The 16734-nt window shown below is 71.6% G+C and carries 16 protein-coding genes; 9 read left to right on the top strand and 7 right to left on the bottom strand.

Going from position 1 to position 16734, the window contains the following annotated elements; translation table 11 throughout:
* Positions 1-9: 9 nt before the first annotated feature.
* The 4 genes from ACIBNE_RS16650 (at position 10) to ACIBNE_RS16635 (ending at position 3470) form a co-directional block, all read left to right on the top strand.
* A complete protein-coding gene (locus tag ACIBNE_RS16650; protein ID WP_399272053.1) occupies positions 10-927 on the top strand; it encodes a F0F1 ATP synthase subunit gamma in 918 nt (305 codons plus the stop codon).
* On the top strand, positions 927-2369 hold the full coding sequence (atpD, locus tag ACIBNE_RS16645; protein ID WP_399272051.1) for a F0F1 ATP synthase subunit beta: 1443 nt from the start codon (positions 927-929) through the stop codon (positions 2367-2369). Before ACIBNE_RS16650 ends, atpD begins: the two co-directional genes overlap by 1 nt.
* A 126-nt stretch (positions 2370-2495) precedes the next feature.
* Entirely contained in the window at positions 2496-2870 is a 375-nt protein-coding gene (locus ACIBNE_RS16640) for a F0F1 ATP synthase subunit epsilon (protein ID WP_399272049.1), read from the top strand.
* A gap of 153 nt (positions 2871-3023) precedes the next feature.
* Positions 3024-3470 (top strand): DUF2550 domain-containing protein, encoded by a 447-nt coding sequence (locus tag ACIBNE_RS16635; protein ID WP_399272047.1) that lies wholly within the window; start codon positions 3024-3026, stop codon positions 3468-3470.
* A 246-nt stretch (positions 3471-3716) separates the two neighbouring features.
* Here the strand turns inward: ACIBNE_RS16635 and ACIBNE_RS16630 are convergent, their stop codons facing one another.
* From ACIBNE_RS16630 to ACIBNE_RS16620, 3 genes are all read right to left on the bottom strand, one after another.
* On the bottom strand, positions 3717-5564 hold the full coding sequence (locus ACIBNE_RS16630; RefSeq protein WP_399272046.1) for a glycosyl hydrolase family 18 protein: 1848 nt from the start codon (positions 5562-5564) through the stop codon (positions 3717-3719).
* 230 nt (positions 5565-5794) lie between these two features.
* Positions 5795-6445 (bottom strand): response regulator, encoded by a 651-nt coding sequence (locus ACIBNE_RS16625; RefSeq protein WP_399272044.1) that lies wholly within the window; start codon positions 6443-6445, stop codon positions 5795-5797.
* Positions 6442-7644, bottom strand: coding sequence for a sensor histidine kinase (locus tag ACIBNE_RS16620; RefSeq protein WP_399272042.1), 1203 nt, complete (start codon positions 7642-7644; stop codon positions 6442-6444). The genes ACIBNE_RS16625 and ACIBNE_RS16620 overlap by 4 nt, the downstream gene beginning before the upstream one ends.
* A 162-nt stretch (positions 7645-7806) precedes the next feature.
* Between ACIBNE_RS16620 and ACIBNE_RS16615 the strand changes: the two genes are divergently transcribed.
* Positions 7807-8406, top strand: coding sequence for a hypothetical protein (locus ACIBNE_RS16615; RefSeq protein WP_399272041.1), 600 nt, complete (start codon positions 7807-7809; stop codon positions 8404-8406).
* Between the two features lie 99 nt (positions 8407-8505).
* Here the strand turns inward: ACIBNE_RS16615 and ACIBNE_RS16610 are convergent, their stop codons facing one another.
* The 3 genes from ACIBNE_RS16610 to ACIBNE_RS16600 are packed head-to-tail and all read right to left on the bottom strand — an operon-like array spanning position 8506 to position 10683.
* Positions 8506-9078 (bottom strand): cob(I)yrinic acid a,c-diamide adenosyltransferase, encoded by a 573-nt coding sequence (locus tag ACIBNE_RS16610; RefSeq protein WP_399272039.1) that lies wholly within the window; start codon positions 9076-9078, stop codon positions 8506-8508.
* Positions 9079-9129: 51 nt separating this feature from the next.
* Complete coding sequence (locus ACIBNE_RS16605; protein WP_399272037.1) at positions 9130-9879, bottom strand: ABC transporter permease; 750 nt, start codon at positions 9877-9879, stop codon at positions 9130-9132.
* 30 nt (positions 9880-9909) lie between these two features.
* Positions 9910-10683: an ABC transporter ATP-binding protein gene (locus ACIBNE_RS16600; RefSeq protein ID WP_399272035.1), complete on the bottom strand. Its 774-nt coding sequence runs from the start codon at positions 10681-10683 to the stop codon at positions 9910-9912.
* A gap of 71 nt (positions 10684-10754) precedes the next feature.
* Here ACIBNE_RS16600 and ACIBNE_RS16595 point away from each other — a divergent pair, with 71 nt between their 5' ends.
* The 4 genes from ACIBNE_RS16595 (at position 10755) to ACIBNE_RS16580 (ending at position 15898) form a co-directional block, all read left to right on the top strand.
* Positions 10755-11393, top strand: coding sequence for a TetR/AcrR family transcriptional regulator (locus ACIBNE_RS16595; protein ID WP_399272034.1), 639 nt, complete (start codon positions 10755-10757; stop codon positions 11391-11393).
* A 141-nt stretch (positions 11394-11534) separates the two neighbouring features.
* Positions 11535-12383 carry a 3-hydroxyacyl-CoA dehydrogenase family protein gene (locus ACIBNE_RS16590; RefSeq protein ID WP_399272032.1) on the top strand — a complete coding sequence of 283 codons (849 nt, stop codon included), beginning with the start codon at positions 11535-11537 and terminating at the stop codon, positions 12381-12383.
* A gap of 144 nt (positions 12384-12527) precedes the next feature.
* On the top strand, positions 12528-12851 hold the full coding sequence (locus ACIBNE_RS16585; protein WP_399272030.1) for an STAS domain-containing protein: 324 nt from the start codon (positions 12528-12530) through the stop codon (positions 12849-12851).
* Positions 12852-13150: 299 nt separating this feature from the next.
* The gene (locus ACIBNE_RS16580) at positions 13151-15898 is read left to right on the top strand and encodes an ATP-binding protein (RefSeq protein ID WP_399272029.1); all 2748 of its coding nucleotides are present in this window, start codon (positions 13151-13153) and stop codon (positions 15896-15898) included.
* Between the two features lie 69 nt (positions 15899-15967).
* On the opposite strand, the gene nucS is transcribed toward ACIBNE_RS16580, so the two are convergent.
* Positions 15968-16630, bottom strand: coding sequence for an endonuclease NucS (gene nucS, locus ACIBNE_RS16575; RefSeq protein ID WP_399272027.1), 663 nt, complete (start codon positions 16628-16630; stop codon positions 15968-15970).
* Positions 16631-16734: the final 104 nt, after the last annotated feature.

The raw sequence follows: 16734 nt of genomic DNA, 5'->3' as shown, positions 1-16734 counted from the left end.
ACCTGACTCATGGGAGCGCAGCTCCGGGTCTACAAGCGTCGCATCAAATCCGTCACCGCGACGAAGAAGATCACCAAGGCGATGGAGATGATCGCCGCCTCGCGCGTCGTCAAGGCGCAGCGCAAGGTGCAGGCGTCGACGCCGTACGCGACCGAGCTCACCCGCGCGGTGACGGCGGTCGCGACCGGTGCCGGTGACAAGCACGCGCTGACCACCGAGGCGGAGAACCCGACCCGCGCCGCGGTCCTGCTCCTCACGAGCGACCGCGGTCTGGCCGGCGCCTTCAACTCCAACGCCATCAAGGCGGCGGAGCAGCTCACCGCGAAGCTGGAGGCCGAGGGCCGCCAGGTCGACACGTACATCGTCGGCCGGCGCGGCATCGCGCACTACAGCTTCCGCGAGCGCAAGCTGTCCGACTCGTGGACCGGCTTCACTGACGAGCCCACGTACGCGGACGCCAAGAAGATCGCGGCGCCCCTGATCGAGGCGATCGAGAAGGACACGGCCGAGGGTGGTGTGGACGAGCTCCACATCGTCTACACCGAGTTCGTCTCGATGATGACGCAGACCGCGGTCGAGGCCCGGCTGCTGCCCCTCAGCCTCGACGAGGTCGCGAAGGAGGCCGGCGAGACGGACGCGCTCCGTCCGCTGTACGACTTCGAGCCGTCGGCGGAGGACGTCCTGGACGCCCTCCTGCCGCGCTACGTCGAGAGCCGCATCTACAACGCGCTGCTGCAGTCGGCCGCTTCGAAGCACGCCGCCACGCGGCGCGCGATGAAGTCGGCGACCGACAACGCGGGAGACCTGATCACCAACCTCTCCCGACTTGCCAACGCGGCCCGACAGGCCGAAATCACCCAGGAAATCAGCGAGATCGTCGGTGGCTCCGCAGCCCTGGCCGACGCGACCGCGGGGAGTGACAAGTAATGACGACCACTGTTGAGACGGCCACGGCTACGGGCCGCGTCGCCCGGGTCATCGGCCCGGTCGTCGACGTGGAGTTCCCCGTCGACGCGATGCCCGACATCTACAACGCGCTGCACGTCCAGGTCGACGACCCGGCCGAGCAGGGCGCCAGGAAGACGCTGACCCTCGAGGTCGCGCAGCACCTCGGTGACGGCGTGGTCCGCACCATCTCCATGCAGCCCACCGACGGCCTGGTCCGCCAGGCCCCGGTGACCGACACGGGCGCGGCCATCTCGGTGCCCGTCGGTGACGTCACCAAGGGCCGGGTGTTCAACACCCTGGGCGAGGTCCTCAACGCCGACCAGTCGGTCGTCGCGGACGCCGAGCGCTGGGGCATCCACCGCAAGGCCCCGGCCTTCGACCAGCTCGAGTCGAAGACCGAGATGTTCGAGACCGGCCTGAAGGTCGTCGACCTCCTCACCCCGTACGTCAAGGGTGGAAAGATCGGTCTGTTCGGTGGCGCCGGTGTCGGCAAGACCGTTCTGATCCAGGAAATGATCGTCCGTGTGGCCAAGCTGCACGACGGTGTCTCCGTCTTCGCGGGCGTCGGCGAGCGCACCCGTGAGGGCAACGACCTCATGGTCGAGATGGAGGAGGCCGGCGTTCTCGACAAGACCGCGCTGGTCTTCGGCCAGATGGACGAGCCCCCGGGCACCCGTCTGCGCGTGGCCCTGGCCGGTCTGACCATGGCGGAGTACTTCCGCGATGTGCAGAAGCAGGACGTGCTGTTCTTCATCGACAACATCTTCCGCTTCACGCAGGCCGGTTCCGAGGTCTCGACCCTGCTCGGCCGCATGCCCTCCGCGGTGGGCTACCAGCCGAACCTGGCCGACGAGATGGGTCTCCTCCAGGAGCGCATCACCTCGACCCGTGGTCACTCGATCACCTCGATGCAGGCGATCTACGTCCCCGCCGACGACCTCACGGACCCGGCGCCGGCGACCACCTTCGCCCACCTCGACGCGACGACGGTGCTCTCCCGTCCGATCTCGGAGAAGGGCATCTACCCGGCCGTGGACCCGCTGGACTCCACGTCCCGCATCCTGGACCCGCGCTACATCGCGCAGGACCACTACGACGCCGCCACGCGCGTCAAGGGGATCCTCCAGAAGTACAAGGACCTCCAGGACATCATCGCGATCCTCGGCATCGACGAGCTGGGCGAGGAGGACAAGCTCGTCGTCCACCGTGCCCGTCGCGTCGAGCGCTTCCTGTCGCAGAACACCCACGCCGCCAAGCAGTTCACCGGCGTGGACGGTTCGGACGTGCCGCTCGACGAGTCGATCGCCGCGTTCAACGCGATCTGCGACGGCGAGTTCGACCACTTCCCGGAGCAGGCCTTCTTCATGTGCGGTGGCCTTGAGGACCTGAAGAACAACGCCAAGGAGCTCGGCGTCTCCTGAGCCCCGTGCTCATGAGGAGAGGGGCGGGCGCCGCCCGCGGGGGTGTGTCCCGCCCCTCTCCGTACGCCCCCTAGAATTGTCCCAACACCCGGCACTACCGCCGGGTGGTGACCCGAGGAGCCAACCTTGGCTGCTGAGCTGCACGTCGAGCTGGTCGCCGCGGACCGTAGCGTCTGGTCCGGCGAGGCCACCCTGGTCGTCGCCCGTACCACGTCCGGCGACATCGGCGTCATGCCCGGTCACCAGCCGCTGCTCGGTGTGCTGGAGTCGGGCCCGGTGACCATCCGTACGAGCGAGGGCGGAACCGTCGTCGCGGCCGTGCACGGTGGATTCATCTCCTTCGCCGACGACAAGCTGTCGCTGCTGGCGGAGATCGCCGAGCTGGCCGACGAGATCGACGCCCAGCGCGCCGAGCGTGCGCTGGAGCGCGCGAAGTCGGATTCGGACGCCGCCGCCGAGCGGCGCGCCGATGTACGGCTGCGTGCGGTGGCGGTGCGCTAGCGCGCCGCTGCGAGAGACGTTTCGACCTCAGCCGCGGCACGGTCCGGAATTTTCCGGGGCGTGCCGCGGCTGAGGCAATGCAGGTGCAGTTGTTCGAAGTGCTGTCGTACAGGTCGTTTTTCGTTACTGGACGTTGCGAGGAGGTCGGTGGAGATGTTCCTCGCTCTGCTTGTGAGCGGCCTGGTCGTCGCACTGGTGGCGGTCGGACTGTTTCTGTTCGGACTGCGGCGGAGGCTGATCCAGCGCTCCGGCGGCACCTTCGACTGCAGCCTCCGGTGGGACGTCCCGGAGGCGCCCGATCCCTCGGGCAAGGGCTGGGTGTACGGGGTCGCGCGGTACAGCGGCGACCGCATCGCCTGGTTCCGGGTCTTCTCGTACTCGGCCCGGCCGCGGCGGGTCCTGGAACGGTCCGCGATCGAGGTCGTGGCGCGTCGTACGCCCGAGGGCGAGGAGGAGCTGGCGCTCCTTTCCGACGCGGTCGTGCTGGGGTGCGTGCACCGGGGGACGCGGCTCGAACTCGCGATGAGCGAGGACGCGTTGACCGGGTTCCTGGCGTGGCTGGAGGCGGCGCCGCCCGGCCAGCGCGTGAACGTCGCGTAGCCGGGGCGTTGTCCCAGGGGCCCCCTTTGCGCAGGGTACGCGCGGCATCTGCCCCACCCTCGCGCAGTTCCCCGCGCCCCCAGGTGGTCCGCCGTACCCGGCACGTTCAGTGCGTGTGCCCCCACCGGCCCGCAGGTGAACGTACGCGCGACTACCCCGCCCTCTTCCCGCCCGCCGCGCACGCGGAGAAGCCGGGTAGACGGGGGGCGGTCCCGTCTACCCGGCCGTTTTTCGCCGCGGGCCTCGTTACGGCTTCAGGCCCGTGTCGATCGCGGTCGCCAGCTCACCGTTCGCGGTGTCGCCGCTGAACTCCCAGAAGAACGCGCCTCCCAGGCCCTGGTCCTTCGACCACTTCATCTTGGCGATGATCGTGGCCGGGGTGTCGTAGCTCCACCAGTTCGTGCCGCAGTGGGCGTACGCCGTGCCCGCGACCGTGCCGTTGGAGGGGCAGCTGGCCTTGAGGACCTTGTAGTCCTCGATGCCCGCCTCGTACGTGCCCTGCGCCGGACCCGTCGCCGTGCCGCCCGGCTCCTTCTGGGTGACGCCGGTCCAGCCGCGGCCGTAGAAGCCGATGCCGAGCAGGAGCTTCTTCGCCGGGACGCCCTGCGCCTTGAACTTGGCGATCGCCTCGGCGGAGTTGAAGCCCGCCTGCGGGATGCCGGGGTACGCGTTCAGCGGGGAGTGCGGGGCCGTCGGGCCGTTCTTGGCCCACGCGCCGAAGAAGTCGTACGTCATGACGTTGAACCAGTCCATGTACTGCGCGGCGCCCCCGTAGTCGACGGCGTCGATCTTGCCGCCGGTCGAGGCGTCGGCCGTCACGGCCGCGGTGACCAGGTTGTTGGCGCCGAACTTGGCGCGCATCGCCTGCATCATGTTCTTGAACGAGGCCGGGCCGCTGGTGTCGCAGGACAGACCGCAGGCGTTGGGGTACTCCCAGTCCAGGTCGATGCCGTCGAAGACGTCGGCCCAGCGCGGGTCCTCGACCAGCTTGTAGCAGGAGTCGGCGAACGCGGCCGGGTTCTTCATCGCGTCACCGAAGCCGCCGGACCAGGTCCAGCCGCCGAAGGACCAGAGGACCTTGATGTTCGGGTACTTGGCCTTGAGCTTGCGCAGCTGGTTGAAGTTGCCGCGCAGCGGCTGGTCCCAGGTGTCCGCGACGCCGTCGACGGACTGGTCGGCGCCGTACGCCTTGTCGTAGTCCGCGTAGGCGTCGCCGATCGTGCACTTGCCGCCCTGGACGTTGCCGAAGGCGTAGTTGATGTGCGTGATCTTCGAGGCGGAGCCGGAGGACGCGATGTTCTTCACGTGGTAGTTGCGCCCGTAGACGCCCCAGTTGGTGAAGTAGCCCATCTTGATCTGGTCGCCGGGCGGGTCGGTGGGGCCGCCGCCGCCGGTGGTGCGGACCTTGACCGAGCCGGACGCGGGGCCCGTCTGGTCGGCGGTGTCGCGCGCCTGGATCGCGTACGAGTAGTCGGTGCCCTTGGTCAGGCCCTGGTCGGTGTAGGTGAGACCGGTGACCGTGGCGACCTTGGCGCCGTCGCGCAGCACGTCGTAGTTCTTGACGCCCTTGTCGTCGGTCGCGGCCGACCAGTCGAGCTTCACCGAGGTGTCGGTGATGTTCGAGGCGGCCGGGGTGCCGGGCGCGGAGGGGGCCGCGTCGCCGGGCTGGGTGTCGCCGTCACAGGAGCCGCCGTTGAGCTTGCAGCCGGACGGATTGCCGGGGCCCGTGCCGTTGAAGCCGAAGGAGACGGTGGCGCCGGGGGCGATCGTGCCGTTCCAGCCGACGTTCTTGGCCGTCCAGTGGTTGGCCGAGTTGGTGAAGGTGGCGTCCCAGCCGGAGGCGACCTTGGTGCCCGTGGGGAAGTCCCACTCGACGGTCCAGGAGCTGATGGCCGTGGTGCCGGTGTTCTTGATGGTCCAGTTGCCGCCGAAGCCACTGCCCCAGTCGGACGTCTTGGTGAAGGTCGCGGTGGCGGTGGCCGCAGCGGCCGCGGCCGCCGGGCCGGCCTGCGCCGGCGTGGCGAGGCCGACCATGGCCGAGAGGGGGAGGAGCAGCGCGGAGAGACCCGCCACTGCTTTCGTTCTCTGTCTCAAGGGTGCTCCCTGAGTGAGGTCCGACGGGGGGTGTCGGTACGGGGTCGGTCGGGGGTCGGTACGGGGGTTCCTGTACGTCGGTACGGGGGAGTGGTTCCTGTACTGCCGACCCTGCGTCGCCCTGAGCACACGGGGGTTGATCGGGGTTGTCATGGCGTGCTCATCGCAGTGTCATGTGCGGTGAGACTAGGAAGGTCTGGACCAATCGTCAAGAGGTCTGGACCAAAGATTCAGATCCCCAATTCCTGCGCCAACACGGCCGCTTGCACCCTCGAACGCAGCTCCAGTTTCCCCAGCAGCCTGCTCACATGCGTCTTTACCGTCGCCTCCGCCATGTCCAGCGCCACGGCGATCTCCGCGTTCGAGAGCCCCTGGCCGATGCGGGCCAGCACCTCCCGCTCGCGCCGCGTCAGCGGGTCGAGCACCGAGAGGTCCGGCGCCGGTCCGGGCCGCGCGGGCCGCGGCGCGGCGAACTCCGCGATCAGCCGCCGGGTCACGGCGGGCGCGATCATCCCCTCGCCGCGCGCCACCGTCCGTACGCCCTCGATCAGGTCCTGGGCCTCGGCGTTCTTCAGCAGGAAGCCCGAAGCGCCCGCGCGCAGCGCCCCGAAGACGTACTCGTCCAGGTCGAAGGTGGTCAGTACGAGGACGTCCGCCAGCCGCTCCTCGACCACCTGCCGGGTCGCCGACACCCCGTCGAGGCGCGGCATCTGCACGTCCATCAGCACCAGGTCGGGGCGCAGCTCGCGGGCCAGCTCCACCGCCGCCACGCCGTCGGCCGCCTCGCCGACGACCTCGATGTCCGGCGCGCTGCGCAGGATCAGCACGAGGCCCGCGCGGACGGCACTCTGGTCCTCCGCGACCAGTACCCGGATCGTCATGCTCGCTTCTCTCCTTCGGTCACGGGCAGTTCGGCACGTACCCGCCAGATCGTGTGCGCCGCGCCGTCCCCGTCGGCCACCGGGCCCGCTTCGAGCGTGCCGCCGAGCAGCGCGACGCGCTCCCGCATGCCGACGAGCCCGGCGCCCGAGCCCGGCGCGCGCGGGCCGGGACGGTGGCCGTACGGGCTGGTGACCTCGACGGTCACCAGCGGCCCCGTGTGCTCCAGGGCGACCCGCACCTCGCCGGGCGAGGCGTGCTTGAGCGCGTTCGTCAGGGACTCCTGGACGATGCGGTACGCGGCCAGCTCGACCGGCGCCGGGAGCCTGCCCCGGCCCGTGCGCCCGTCGGCGAGCGTGAACTCCAGGCCGGTGGACGCGGCGCCCGCGCGGCTCTGCTCGACCAGTGCGTCGAGGCCGGCGAGCGTGGGGGCGGCGCTCGGCTCCAGGTCGCCGCCGCTGTCGCGCAGCAGACCGATGAGCCGGCGCATCTCCGCCAGGCCCTGGACGCTGTTCTCCCGGATCACGCCCAGCGCGTCGCGGGTGGTGCCCGGATCGTCGAGGGAGAGCGCGGCGGTGGAGTGGATGGCGATGGCGGAGAGGTGGTTCGCGACCATGTCGTGCAGTTCGCGGGCCATCCTGGCGCGCTCGGCCACGACGGCCTGCGTACGGTCCATCTCGGCGAGCAGCGCGGTCTGTTCGGCCCGCAGCCCGGCCGCCTCGGCGGCGTCGCGGTGGTTGCGCACGGCGGCGCCGGTGAGCGCCGAGCCGAAGAAGACCAGGCCCGCCACGATCCCGACGAGCAGCGCCTCGGCCTTCTGGAACCAGGCGAGGAGCCCGATCGTGATGCCCACGCTCACCAGGAAGGTGGCCACCGGGATGCGGCGGGCGGCGGCCGGGGTGCCGTACAGCACCCCGGCGTAGACGAGGTCGGTGAACATCGCGACCGTCGACAGGCTGCCGACTGTCAGCTGGTCGCCGACCAGTGCGAGGGTCCCCGCCGCGAGCGCGAACTGCGGGTGCGACCTGCGCAGCAGCTCCAGCGCCGACATGACGGCCAGCGGGACCAGCGCGAGCCAGACGTCCGGGGTGGAGCGGGCGTTCTGCATGTGCAGGCCCAGCGACCACAGCAGGACGCCGCTGGACAGGCCGAGGGCCGCGATGAGGAAGTCGTCGCGGTGCGGGCGGGTGTCGAGGAGCACGTCCCCATCCAACACGGCCGGTGCCCGGCGGGACCTCCCCGGCGGGGCTGAGCTGCCAGTACATCGAAGGATGCAGTGCCGATTCGTCATCGGCGACGACGCGGGGGACCGGGGCGGGCGGGAGTCTGGAGGGGCAGACGGGGGAACGAAGGGAGAGGTGCCGTGATCGTCACGCTGATCGTGATCTGCGAGGTCGCGTTCTGGGTGCTGCTGCTGGGCGGGCTCGCACTCAGGTACGTGGCGAAGATGCCGCGCGCGGGGGTGGCGGTGCTGCTGTGCGAGCCGCTCGTCGAGGTGGTCCTGCTGGTGGTGACTGCGGTCGACCTGAAGAACGGCGCGACGCCCGACTGGAAGCACGGGCTCGCGGCGGTGTACATCGGCTTCACGGTGGGGCTCGGGCACTCCACGATCAAGTGGGTGGACGCCCGCTTCGCCCACCGCTTCGCGGGCGGACCGCCGCCGGTGAGGCCGCCGAAGTACGGGATGGCGCGGGCCGTCCACGAGTGGCGGGTGGCGGCGCGGTGGATCGTCGCGGCGGGGGTCGCGGCGGGGCTGCTCCAGGCGGCGATCTGGTACGTGGGCGGGGACGGGGACGTGTCCTCGCTGCGGGCGTGGCAGCAGAAGATGGGGTGGGTGGTGGGCATCAACCTCGTGATCGCGGGGAGCTACACGCTGTTCCCGAAGCGCGGGAGCGGGGGCGGGGGCCCGGGGGCGGGCCTCGGTGCGGGGGAGCGGGAGCCGGTGCGGGTGGAGCGCGGCTGAGGGGGGCGGCGCCCCCGGGGGCCGTTGCCCGGGGGCGCCGCCCTTCGCCTGCGGCACGCCCGGCGCCGCGCTCCCGCACCAGGCGCCCCCCGGCAGGGGCTAGCGGTCGCCGCCCGGTACCCACAGCACGTCGCCGACCTCCTTGTTGGCCGCCCTGGCCAGGATGAACAGCAGGTCGGACAGCCGGTTGAGGTACGTCGCCGTCAGCGCGTTCATCGTCTCGCCGTGCACTTCGAGCGCCGCCCACGTGGACCGCTCGGCGCGCCGCACCACCGTGCACGCCTGGTGCAGGAGCGCGGCGCCGGGCGTGCCGCCGGGCAGGATGAAGGAGCGCAGCTTCTCCAACTGCTCCAGGAAGCGGTCGCAGTCCGCCTCCAGCTTGTCGACGTAGGACTGCTCGACCCGCAGCGGCGGGAACTTCGGGTCGTCGACGACCGGGGTCGACAGGTCGGCGCCCACGTCGAAGAGGTCGTTCTGGACCCGGACCAGGACCTTCACGACCTCCTCGTCGAGCTGCCCGAGTGCGATCGCCGTGCCGATGACCGCGTTCGCCTCGTTGGTGTCGGCGTACGCCGAGATCCGCAGGTCGGTCTTGGCGGTGCGGCTCATGTCTCCGAGGGCCGTGGTGCCCTGGTCGCCGGTACGGGTGTAGATGCGCGTCAGATTGACCATGCGCCCAGAGTAGCCACGGCGCCGGGCACGGCCGCGGCGCGCCTACGGGTCCTACGCACCCGTCGCCCGGAACACGCGCGTCCCCGCTACCACGGCCAGCAGCGTGAAGCCCGCGGCGACCAGCGTCCCGTACAGCATCGAGGCCGTCGCGTAGTGCCCCACGTACGCGTCGCGCACCGCGTCCACCAGGTACCTGAACGGCGTCAGGTGCGAGAGGACGTCCAGCCAGCCCGGCGCCAGCGCCATCGGCAGCATCAGCCCGGACAGCAGCATCGACGGCATCGCGATGCTGTTGACCATCGGCCCGAACTCCTGCGGCGTGCGCACCTTCATCGCCAGTACGTACGAGAGCGAGGAGAGCGACACCGTGAGCAGGCCCACGAACGCGAAGCCGATCAGGATCCCGGCGAGCGGCGCGCGCAGCCCCATCGCCAGTGCCGCGAGCACCAGCAGCACGGACTGGAAGACGAAGAGCGCGGCGTCCCGCAGCACCCGGCCGAGCAGCAGCGCGAGGCGGCTGACGGGCGTGACGCGCATCCGCTCCACGACGCCCCAGCTCTGTTCGAGGATGAGGTGGAAGCCGCTGAACGAGGCGCCGAAGAGGCCCAGTTGGAGGAGCAGGCCGGGCACCAGGACCTGCCAGGAGTCGCCGGCGGCGCCGAGCGGCAGGTCGGTGAGCAGCGGGCCGAAGAAGAGCAGGTAGAGCAGCGGCATCAGGACGCCGAAGAGCATCTGGAACTTCGAGCGCAGGGTCTGCCGGATGTAGCGGCCGAAGAGCAGCCGGACGTCGTGGAGCAGCATGGGGAGACCTCGTGTGTGGGTGCGGGGGCGTCAGACGGCGACGGGGGCGGTGTCCACGGGGGCCGGGCCGCGCCCGGTGATGGCGAGGAACGCGTCCTGGAGCGTGTCGCAGCCGTGCCGTTCCTTCAGTTCGGCGGGCGCGCCGTCGGCGACGACCGCGCCCTCGTCCACGACCACCAGCCGGTCGGCGAGCGCGTCGGCCTCGTCGAGGTAGTGGGTGGTCAGGAAGACGGTCGTGCCGTGGTCGTCGCGCAGCCGCCGGACCAGCGCCCACAGGTCAGCGCGGCTGCCCGGGTCGAGCCCGGTGGTCGGCTCGTCGAGGAAGAGCACGGCGGGCCTGTGCAGCAGCCCCATCGCGATGTCGAGCCTGCGCCGCTGGCCGCCGGAGAGCGCTGCGGTCCTGCGCTCCAGCAGTTCGGTGAGGCCGAGGTCGCGGGCCAGCTCCTCGGTGCGCGCGGCGGCCTCGGCCTTCGTCAGCCGGTAGAGGCGGGCCTGCGCGATCAGCTCGGAGCGGACGGTCTCGCTCGGGTCGACGCCGCCCGACTGGGCGACGTAACCGATCTTCTGCCGTACGGCTGCGGGGTCGGCGACCAGGTTGTGGCCCGCGACCGTGGCCGCGCCGCCGGTGGGGGCGAGGAGCGTGGTGAGCATCCGCAGCGTGGTGGTCTTGCCCGCGCCGTTGGGGCCGAGGAAGCCCAGGATCTCGCCGGGCGCGACGGTCAGGTCGATGCCCCTGACCGCCGCCACGGGGCCGTTCCTGGTCTGGAAGGTCCGGGCGAGCCCGGCCGTGCTGATGATTGCCATGGCCGATACAAAAACAGAATCACTGAAAATTTGCAATGCCTCCAAAATTTCAGCGGGCCTAGGATGACGGCATGGCCGAAGGACTGAGAGAGCGCAAGAAGCGGCAGACGAAACAGCGGATCTCGGACATCGCGACCGGGCTCTTCCTGGAACACGGCTTCGTGACGGTGACCATCGCGGAGATCGCGGACGCCGCCGACGTCTCGGTCAACACCGTCTACAACTACTTCCCGGCGAAGGAGGACCTCTTCCTGGACCGCATGGAGGGCGTCTCCCTGCGCCTCGCCCGGTTCGTCCGGGGCCGCGACAAGGGCGAGTCGGCCGCCGACGCCGTCCTGCGGGAGCTGCGCGCGGGCATCGGCGCCGTCTCGCCCGCGTACGGACTGATGGACGGCTTCGACGCCTTCATGCGGGTCATCGACGACGCGCCCACCCTCAGGGCCCGGCTGCTGTACGTCCAGGAGGAGGTCCAGCGGAACATCACCGAGGTGCTCCGCGAGGAGACCGGCGCCCCCGCGGACGACCCGCTGCCGCTGCTCGTCGGCGGCCAGCTCGCCTGGGTCGAGAGCACCGTCGTCGGCTACATCACGCGCGAGATGACCAAGTGCCGCAAGGCCACCGAGGTCTCCCGCGAAGCCCTCGTCCTCCTCGACGAGGTGGAGGAGCTGCTGGGCGAGAAGGTGCTCAAGTACGCGGTGCGTGCCGCCTGATGAGCCGTACCAGTGTGATGTCCGTCATCTGAGACGTGACGCGCATCTCTTCACCGCCACACGGCCGCCCCGGGCCGCTAATCTCCGGCTCAGAGCCGTAGTTGCGAGAGCAGCGCAAGAGCAGTTGACAAGGGGTGTGCAGTGGCCAGGAAGCTCGCCGTCATCGGGGCCGGACTCATGGGGTCCGGGATCGCGCAGGTCTCGGCCCAGGCGGGCTGGGAGGTCGTGCTGCGCGACGTCACCGACGAGGCCCTGACCCGGGGCACGGACGGCATCAAGGCCTCGTACGACAAGTTCGTCGCCAAGGGCAGGCTGGCCGCCGACGACGCCGAGGCCGCCCTCGCCAGGATCACCACGACCACCGACCTCGACGCGGTCGCCGACGCCGACCTCGTCGTCGAGGCGGTCTTCGAGAAGCTGGAGGTCAAGCACGAGATCTTCCGCACGCTCGACAAGATCGTGCGGGACGACGCCGTGCTCGCCTCGAACACCTCCGCCATCCCGATCACCAAGATCGCGGCCGTCACCGGGCGCCCCGAGCGCGTCGTGGGCACCCACTTCTTCTCGCCCGTCCCGATGATGCAGCTCTGCGAGCTGGTCCGCGGCTACAAGACCAGCGACGAGACGCTGGCCACCGCGCGCGAGTTCGCCGAGTCCGTCGGCAAGACCTGCATCGTCGTCAACCGCGACGTGGCGGGCTTCGTGACGACCCGTCTGATCTCCGCGCTGGTCGTCGAGGCCGCCAAGCTCTACGAGTCGGGCGTCGCCAGCGCCGAGGACATCGACGTCGCCTGCAAGCTGGGCTTCGGCCACGCGATGGGCCCGCTCGCCACCGCCGACCTGACCGGCGTCGACATCCTGCTGCACGCCGCGAGCAACATCTACACCGAGTCCCAGGACGAGAAGTTCGCGCCGCCGGAGCTGATGCGCCGGATGGTGGACGCGGGTGACATCGGCCGCAAGAGCGGGCAGGGCTTCTACAAGCACTGAGCCGAACCGCCAACTCCACATCACCTGCAGGGGTGAATTCGGTATCGGTTCGCTTACAGGCGGCAACTTCTCCGTCTGTCGGGCAGTCAGTTGTTGCAAGGCGAAGACGTGAAGGACACCTCACACGCACTCAGGGGAGCGCATATGCACATCAGGGGCGACCACGCCGAGCTGGTCGTCGGGGGCCGCCTCGACGTCCGAAGCGCGGCGGACGCCCGGTCGGTCCTGCACTCCGCCGTCGACGACGGAGCCGGGGACCTGGTACTCGATCTGACCGAGCTGGACTCCTGGGACGCCACGGGACTCGGCGTCATCATGGGCGCCCACCGCAGGGCGGGCCGCTGCGGCCGGCGCCTGGTGCTGCGCGGCGTGCCGCCGCAGATGCAGCGCCTGCTCGTGGCGACGCGGCTGCACCGCATCCTCGCCATCGAGGGCGGCATCGCCGCCGACTCGCTGCCCAGGGTCTGAACGCCCCCTACCCGCTCCCGCGAGCGGGCGGACGGCCGCACACCGCCCCAGGAACCGTCCGGGACCCCCTCCTTCCGGGGCGTCCCGGGCGCCACGGGGCAGGGTGCCCAATCCTCACGAGACTGTGACGTCCTGGGCGGAGCGGCACCCCGGGTGTTCGGAGATACTTGTTCGAGGTCTAGGGTTCGGCCGTCCGCCGATTGACGAACCCGTGCGGTGGACACCGGACCAGAAGCGACAGCGGGACTTGCGAGGCCGGGAGGGGCAACCGCGAGCGCCGCTTTTGGGGGGCTTTGATCATGGACCCGATCAACCGGGGACCTGAAGAGTACGGCCGGGACGGCGACCACCGCGGGGAGGGCGAGGGCAGCCGACGGCCGTCGCGCGACCCCCTCACCCCCGAGTTCGGACAGCCCCGACCCGCACCCGCCCGCACGGTCGAGCTCATATCCGGCGACTTCCTGCTGACCGTCAACCCCGTCGACGGCAGCGAGATAGAACCCTGCCCGCCCGGCGAGCAGCCCGCGCCTCCCGTCCGGCACGGCCCCGAGGACCGCGCCGACCTCGACCGGGCGGCGGGCCCCGCCCTGCCGCCCGGCCCCGCGGCACCCCCGCTGCCGCTCCTGGAGCGCCAGGAGGAGCACGAACGGCTGGTGGGCCTGCTGTCCCGCGGCCGGTCCGTACGGCTCACCGGAGCCGCCGGCTCCGGACGCACCTGCCTCCTCGACGCGGTCGCCGCGGACTGCGCCGACCTCGCGCCCGACGGCGTCGTCCGGCTCAACGGCCACCGCCGCACCCCCACCGAGCTGCTGTACGAACTGGCCGCCGCCGTCTTCAGCGCGCCGCGCCGGCGCCTCGACCGCGCCGGACTGCTCGAACTCGTCCACGACATCGGCGCCGTCGTCGTCCTCGACGACCTGGAGTTCGGCGGCGACGCGCTCGAAGAGCTGCTGGACGCCACGCCCGAATGCGCCTTCCTGTTCGCCGCGACCCCCGACGTCGCCGCCCCGCACGCCGAGTCCCACCTCGAAGAGGTCGCCCTCGGCGGCCTCGGCCGCAGCGCCTCCATCGAACTGCTGGAGCGCGCCGTCGAGCGGCCCCTCACCGACGAGGAGGCCAACTGGGCGGGCGACCTCTGGTTCGAGTCCGAGGGCCTGCCACTGCGCTTCGTCCAGGCGGGCGCCCTGCTGCGGCAGCGGGACGAGCGGCGCGCGGGACCCGAGGACGGCGACGGGTACGGCAGCGCGAGCGACCTCGTCGACGAGGCGTTCTCCGCCTTCGGCGGCGCGCGGCGCGACGAGCCGCTGCCCACCCTCGGCGAGGGCGCGGCCCCCGCGCCGCTGCTCGCCTCCCGGCTGGGCGAGGCCGCCCGGCAGACGCTGCGGTTCGCCGTCGCGCTCGGCGGCGAGGTGCCGCACCAGGCGCACCTGCCCGCGCTGATCGGCGACACCCACGCGGACACGGCCATCGGCGAACTGCTCGCCTGCGGGCTCCTCTCGCCGGCCGGCCAGCGCTACCGGCTTGCCGCGGGCGCCGTCGAGCAGCTGGCGGCCGCCGGGTACGACGAGGACGCCGTCGAGCGCGCGCACACCGCGGCCCAGCACTACGCCTGGTGGGCGGGGCACCCGTCGGTGACGCCCGAGCGGGCGGCGGCCGAGGCGGACGCCGTGCTCGCCGCGCTGGGCACGACGGCCCGCAGCCAGGAGGCGGGGCACGCCAGCAGCGCGGTGCTCCTCGCCCGCAGCGCGGCGCCCGCGTTCGCCGCGGGACTGCACTGGGGCGCCTGGGAGCGGGCGCTGCGCGGCGGCCAGGAGGCGGCCAGGGTCGCGGGCGAGGTCGCGGAAGAGGCGTACTTCCACCACGAGCTGGGGATCCTCGCGCTCTGCTCCGGTCAACTCGACCGGGCACGCGCCGAGTTGGAGACCTCCATCGGCATGCGCGGGGTCCTCGCGGACAAGCGCGGCACGGTCGCGGGCCGCAGGGCGCTGGCCCTGGTCACCGACCGCTCGGGCGGCCTCGTGGTCGGCGGGCGCACGCCCGCGGGCGAGGAGGTGCCCGCCGCGCGGTACGAGGAGTCGGCGTCGCCGCCCGGCGGCACCCCCGCGGTCACCCCGTTCACGCCGCCCGCGCCGCCGGACGAGATCGTCACGGTGATGACGCCCCAGGTGGTCCAGCCCGAGAAGAAGCGCGGCGCGCGCTTCGGCGGGCGCCTCGGGCTGCTCGGCGGGGCCCGCCGCAACCTCGTCGCGGCGGGCGCGGGCGTCCTGCTGGCCGCGGTGCTCGGCACGGCCGTGACCATCGGGGCGACGTCGGGCGGCGAGAAGCCGCCGACCGACAAGGTGAAGACCGGCCAGTCGGTGGGCGAGGAGGACGGTGGCGGCGGCCTGGACGCCGACGAGCCCACCCAGGACTCCACCGACCGCCCCGGCGGCGGGGGAGACGGCGGTACGGGCGGCGGTACGGGCGGCTCGGGCGACGGCGGCACCGACGGCCCGGGGCCGTCGAGCGACGCGACCAAGAACGGCGACGGCGGCGCTGCCACGGGCGGCACCACCGGGGGCTCCCCGTCCCCGACGACGGGCGGCACGAGCACCGGCACGGGCACCAGCGGCACGAACACGGGCACGGGCGGCACTCAGAGCGGCGGCACCAACGGGGGCTCCACCAACACCGGCGGGACCGACACGGGCGGTCCCACGACCGGCGACCCCACCACGGGCGGTCCCACCACGGGCGACCCGACGACCGGCGGTCCCACGACCGGCGACCCCACCACGGGCGGTCCCACGACCGGCGACCCGACGACGGGCGGCCCCACCACGGGCGACCCGACGACGGGCGGCCCCACCACGGGCGACCCCACCACGGGCGGCCCGACCACCGGGGGCAACCCCGCTGGTGGCGGCAGCACCGGCACCAGCACAGGACCCACGACCCAGGGCGGCACCACCGCGAGCACGGCGAGCGCGGGCGGTACGACCACGGGCCCGAGCAGTCCCGGCGCCAGCAGCAGCTCAGCCAGGACGGGCCCGACCACGGCGGCCTGACACGGACGACGAACGGCCCCGGTCCCGCTCAGCGAGCGGGACCGGGGCCGTCCCCGTACGGAAACCGCGTCAGAACAGCCGCAGCTTGTCGTCCTCGATGCCGCGCAGCGCGTCGTAGTCCAGCACCGTGCAGCCGATGCCCCGGTCCGTCGCCAGGACCCGCGCCTGCGGCTTGATCTCCTGCGCGGCGAAGACGCCCCTGACCGGCGCCAGGTGCGGATCGCGGTTCAGCAGCTCCAGATAGCGGGTCAGCTGCTCCACGCCGTCGATCTCGCCGCGCCGCTTGATCTCCACGGCCACCGTCCCGCCGTCGGCGTCGCGGCAGAGGATGTCCACGGGGCCGATGGCGGTGGGATATTCCCGGCGGATGAGCGTGTAGCCCTCGCCAAGTGTCTCGATCCTGTCGGCCAGGAGCTCCTGGAGGTGGGCTTCCACGCCGTCCTTGATGAGACCGGGGTCGACGCCCAGCTCGTGCGAGGAGTCGTGGAGGATCTCCTCCATCGTGATGATCAGCTTCTCGCCCGCCTTGTTCACCACCGTCCAGACGCTGTCGTCGCCCTCCTTGAGCGTGCAGGGCGGCGACATCCAGTTGAGCGGTTTGTAAGCCCTGTCGTCCGCGTGAATCGAGACGCTGCCGTCCGCTTTCACCAGGATGAGGCGGGGAGCGGAGGGCAGATGGGCGGTGAGCCGACCCGCGTAGTCCACGGAGCAGCGGGCAATGACAAGGCGCATGGTCGACAACGCTACTCGACGGCCGGGCGTCCGCGCGATTCGCCCCGTAAGGGCCCGTTCGTTATTGGCCGGTTGTGGTTCCAATCTCCTGGTGCATGCCAGAC

The sequence above is a fragment of the Streptomyces sp. NPDC050504 genome, assembly GCF_044458065.1.
In the GTDB taxonomy this organism is placed as follows: Bacteria; Actinomycetota; Actinomycetes; order Streptomycetales; family Streptomycetaceae; genus Streptomyces.
Note: the sequence above shows the minus strand (reverse complement) of the source record. Positions and strands in the feature narration are given on the sequence as shown.

Bases quoted from the DNA above. Each gene is read 5' to 3' on its own strand.
- ACIBNE_RS16605 (WP_399272037.1), bottom strand. From the start codon at position 9,879: ATGCTGCTCCACGACGTCCGGCTGCTCTTCGGCCGCTACATCCGGCAG.
- ACIBNE_RS16650 (WP_399272053.1), top strand. From the start codon at position 10: ATGGGAGCGCAGCTCCGGGTCTACAAGCGTCGCATCAAATCCGTCACC.
- nucS (WP_399272027.1), bottom strand. From the start codon at position 16,630: ATGCGCCTTGTCATTGCCCGCTGCTCCGTGGACTACGCGGGTCGGCTC.
- ACIBNE_RS16595 (WP_399272034.1), top strand. From the start codon at position 10,755: ATGGCCGAAGGACTGAGAGAGCGCAAGAAGCGGCAGACGAAACAGCGG.
- ACIBNE_RS16580 (WP_399272029.1), top strand. From the start codon at position 13,151: ATGGACCCGATCAACCGGGGACCTGAAGAGTACGGCCGGGACGGCGAC.
- ACIBNE_RS16625 (WP_399272044.1), bottom strand. From the start codon at position 6,445: ATGACGATCCGGGTACTGGTCGCGGAGGACCAGAGTGCCGTCCGCGCG.
- atpD (WP_399272051.1), top strand. From the start codon at position 927: ATGACGACCACTGTTGAGACGGCCACGGCTACGGGCCGCGTCGCCCGG.
- ACIBNE_RS16610 (WP_399272039.1), bottom strand. From the start codon at position 9,078: ATGGTCAATCTGACGCGCATCTACACCCGTACCGGCGACCAGGGCACC.
- ACIBNE_RS16635 (WP_399272047.1), top strand. From the start codon at position 3,024: ATGTTCCTCGCTCTGCTTGTGAGCGGCCTGGTCGTCGCACTGGTGGCG.
- ACIBNE_RS16585 (WP_399272030.1), top strand. From the start codon at position 12,528: ATGCACATCAGGGGCGACCACGCCGAGCTGGTCGTCGGGGGCCGCCTC.
- ACIBNE_RS16600 (WP_399272035.1), bottom strand. From the start codon at position 10,683: ATGGCAATCATCAGCACGGCCGGGCTCGCCCGGACCTTCCAGACCAGG.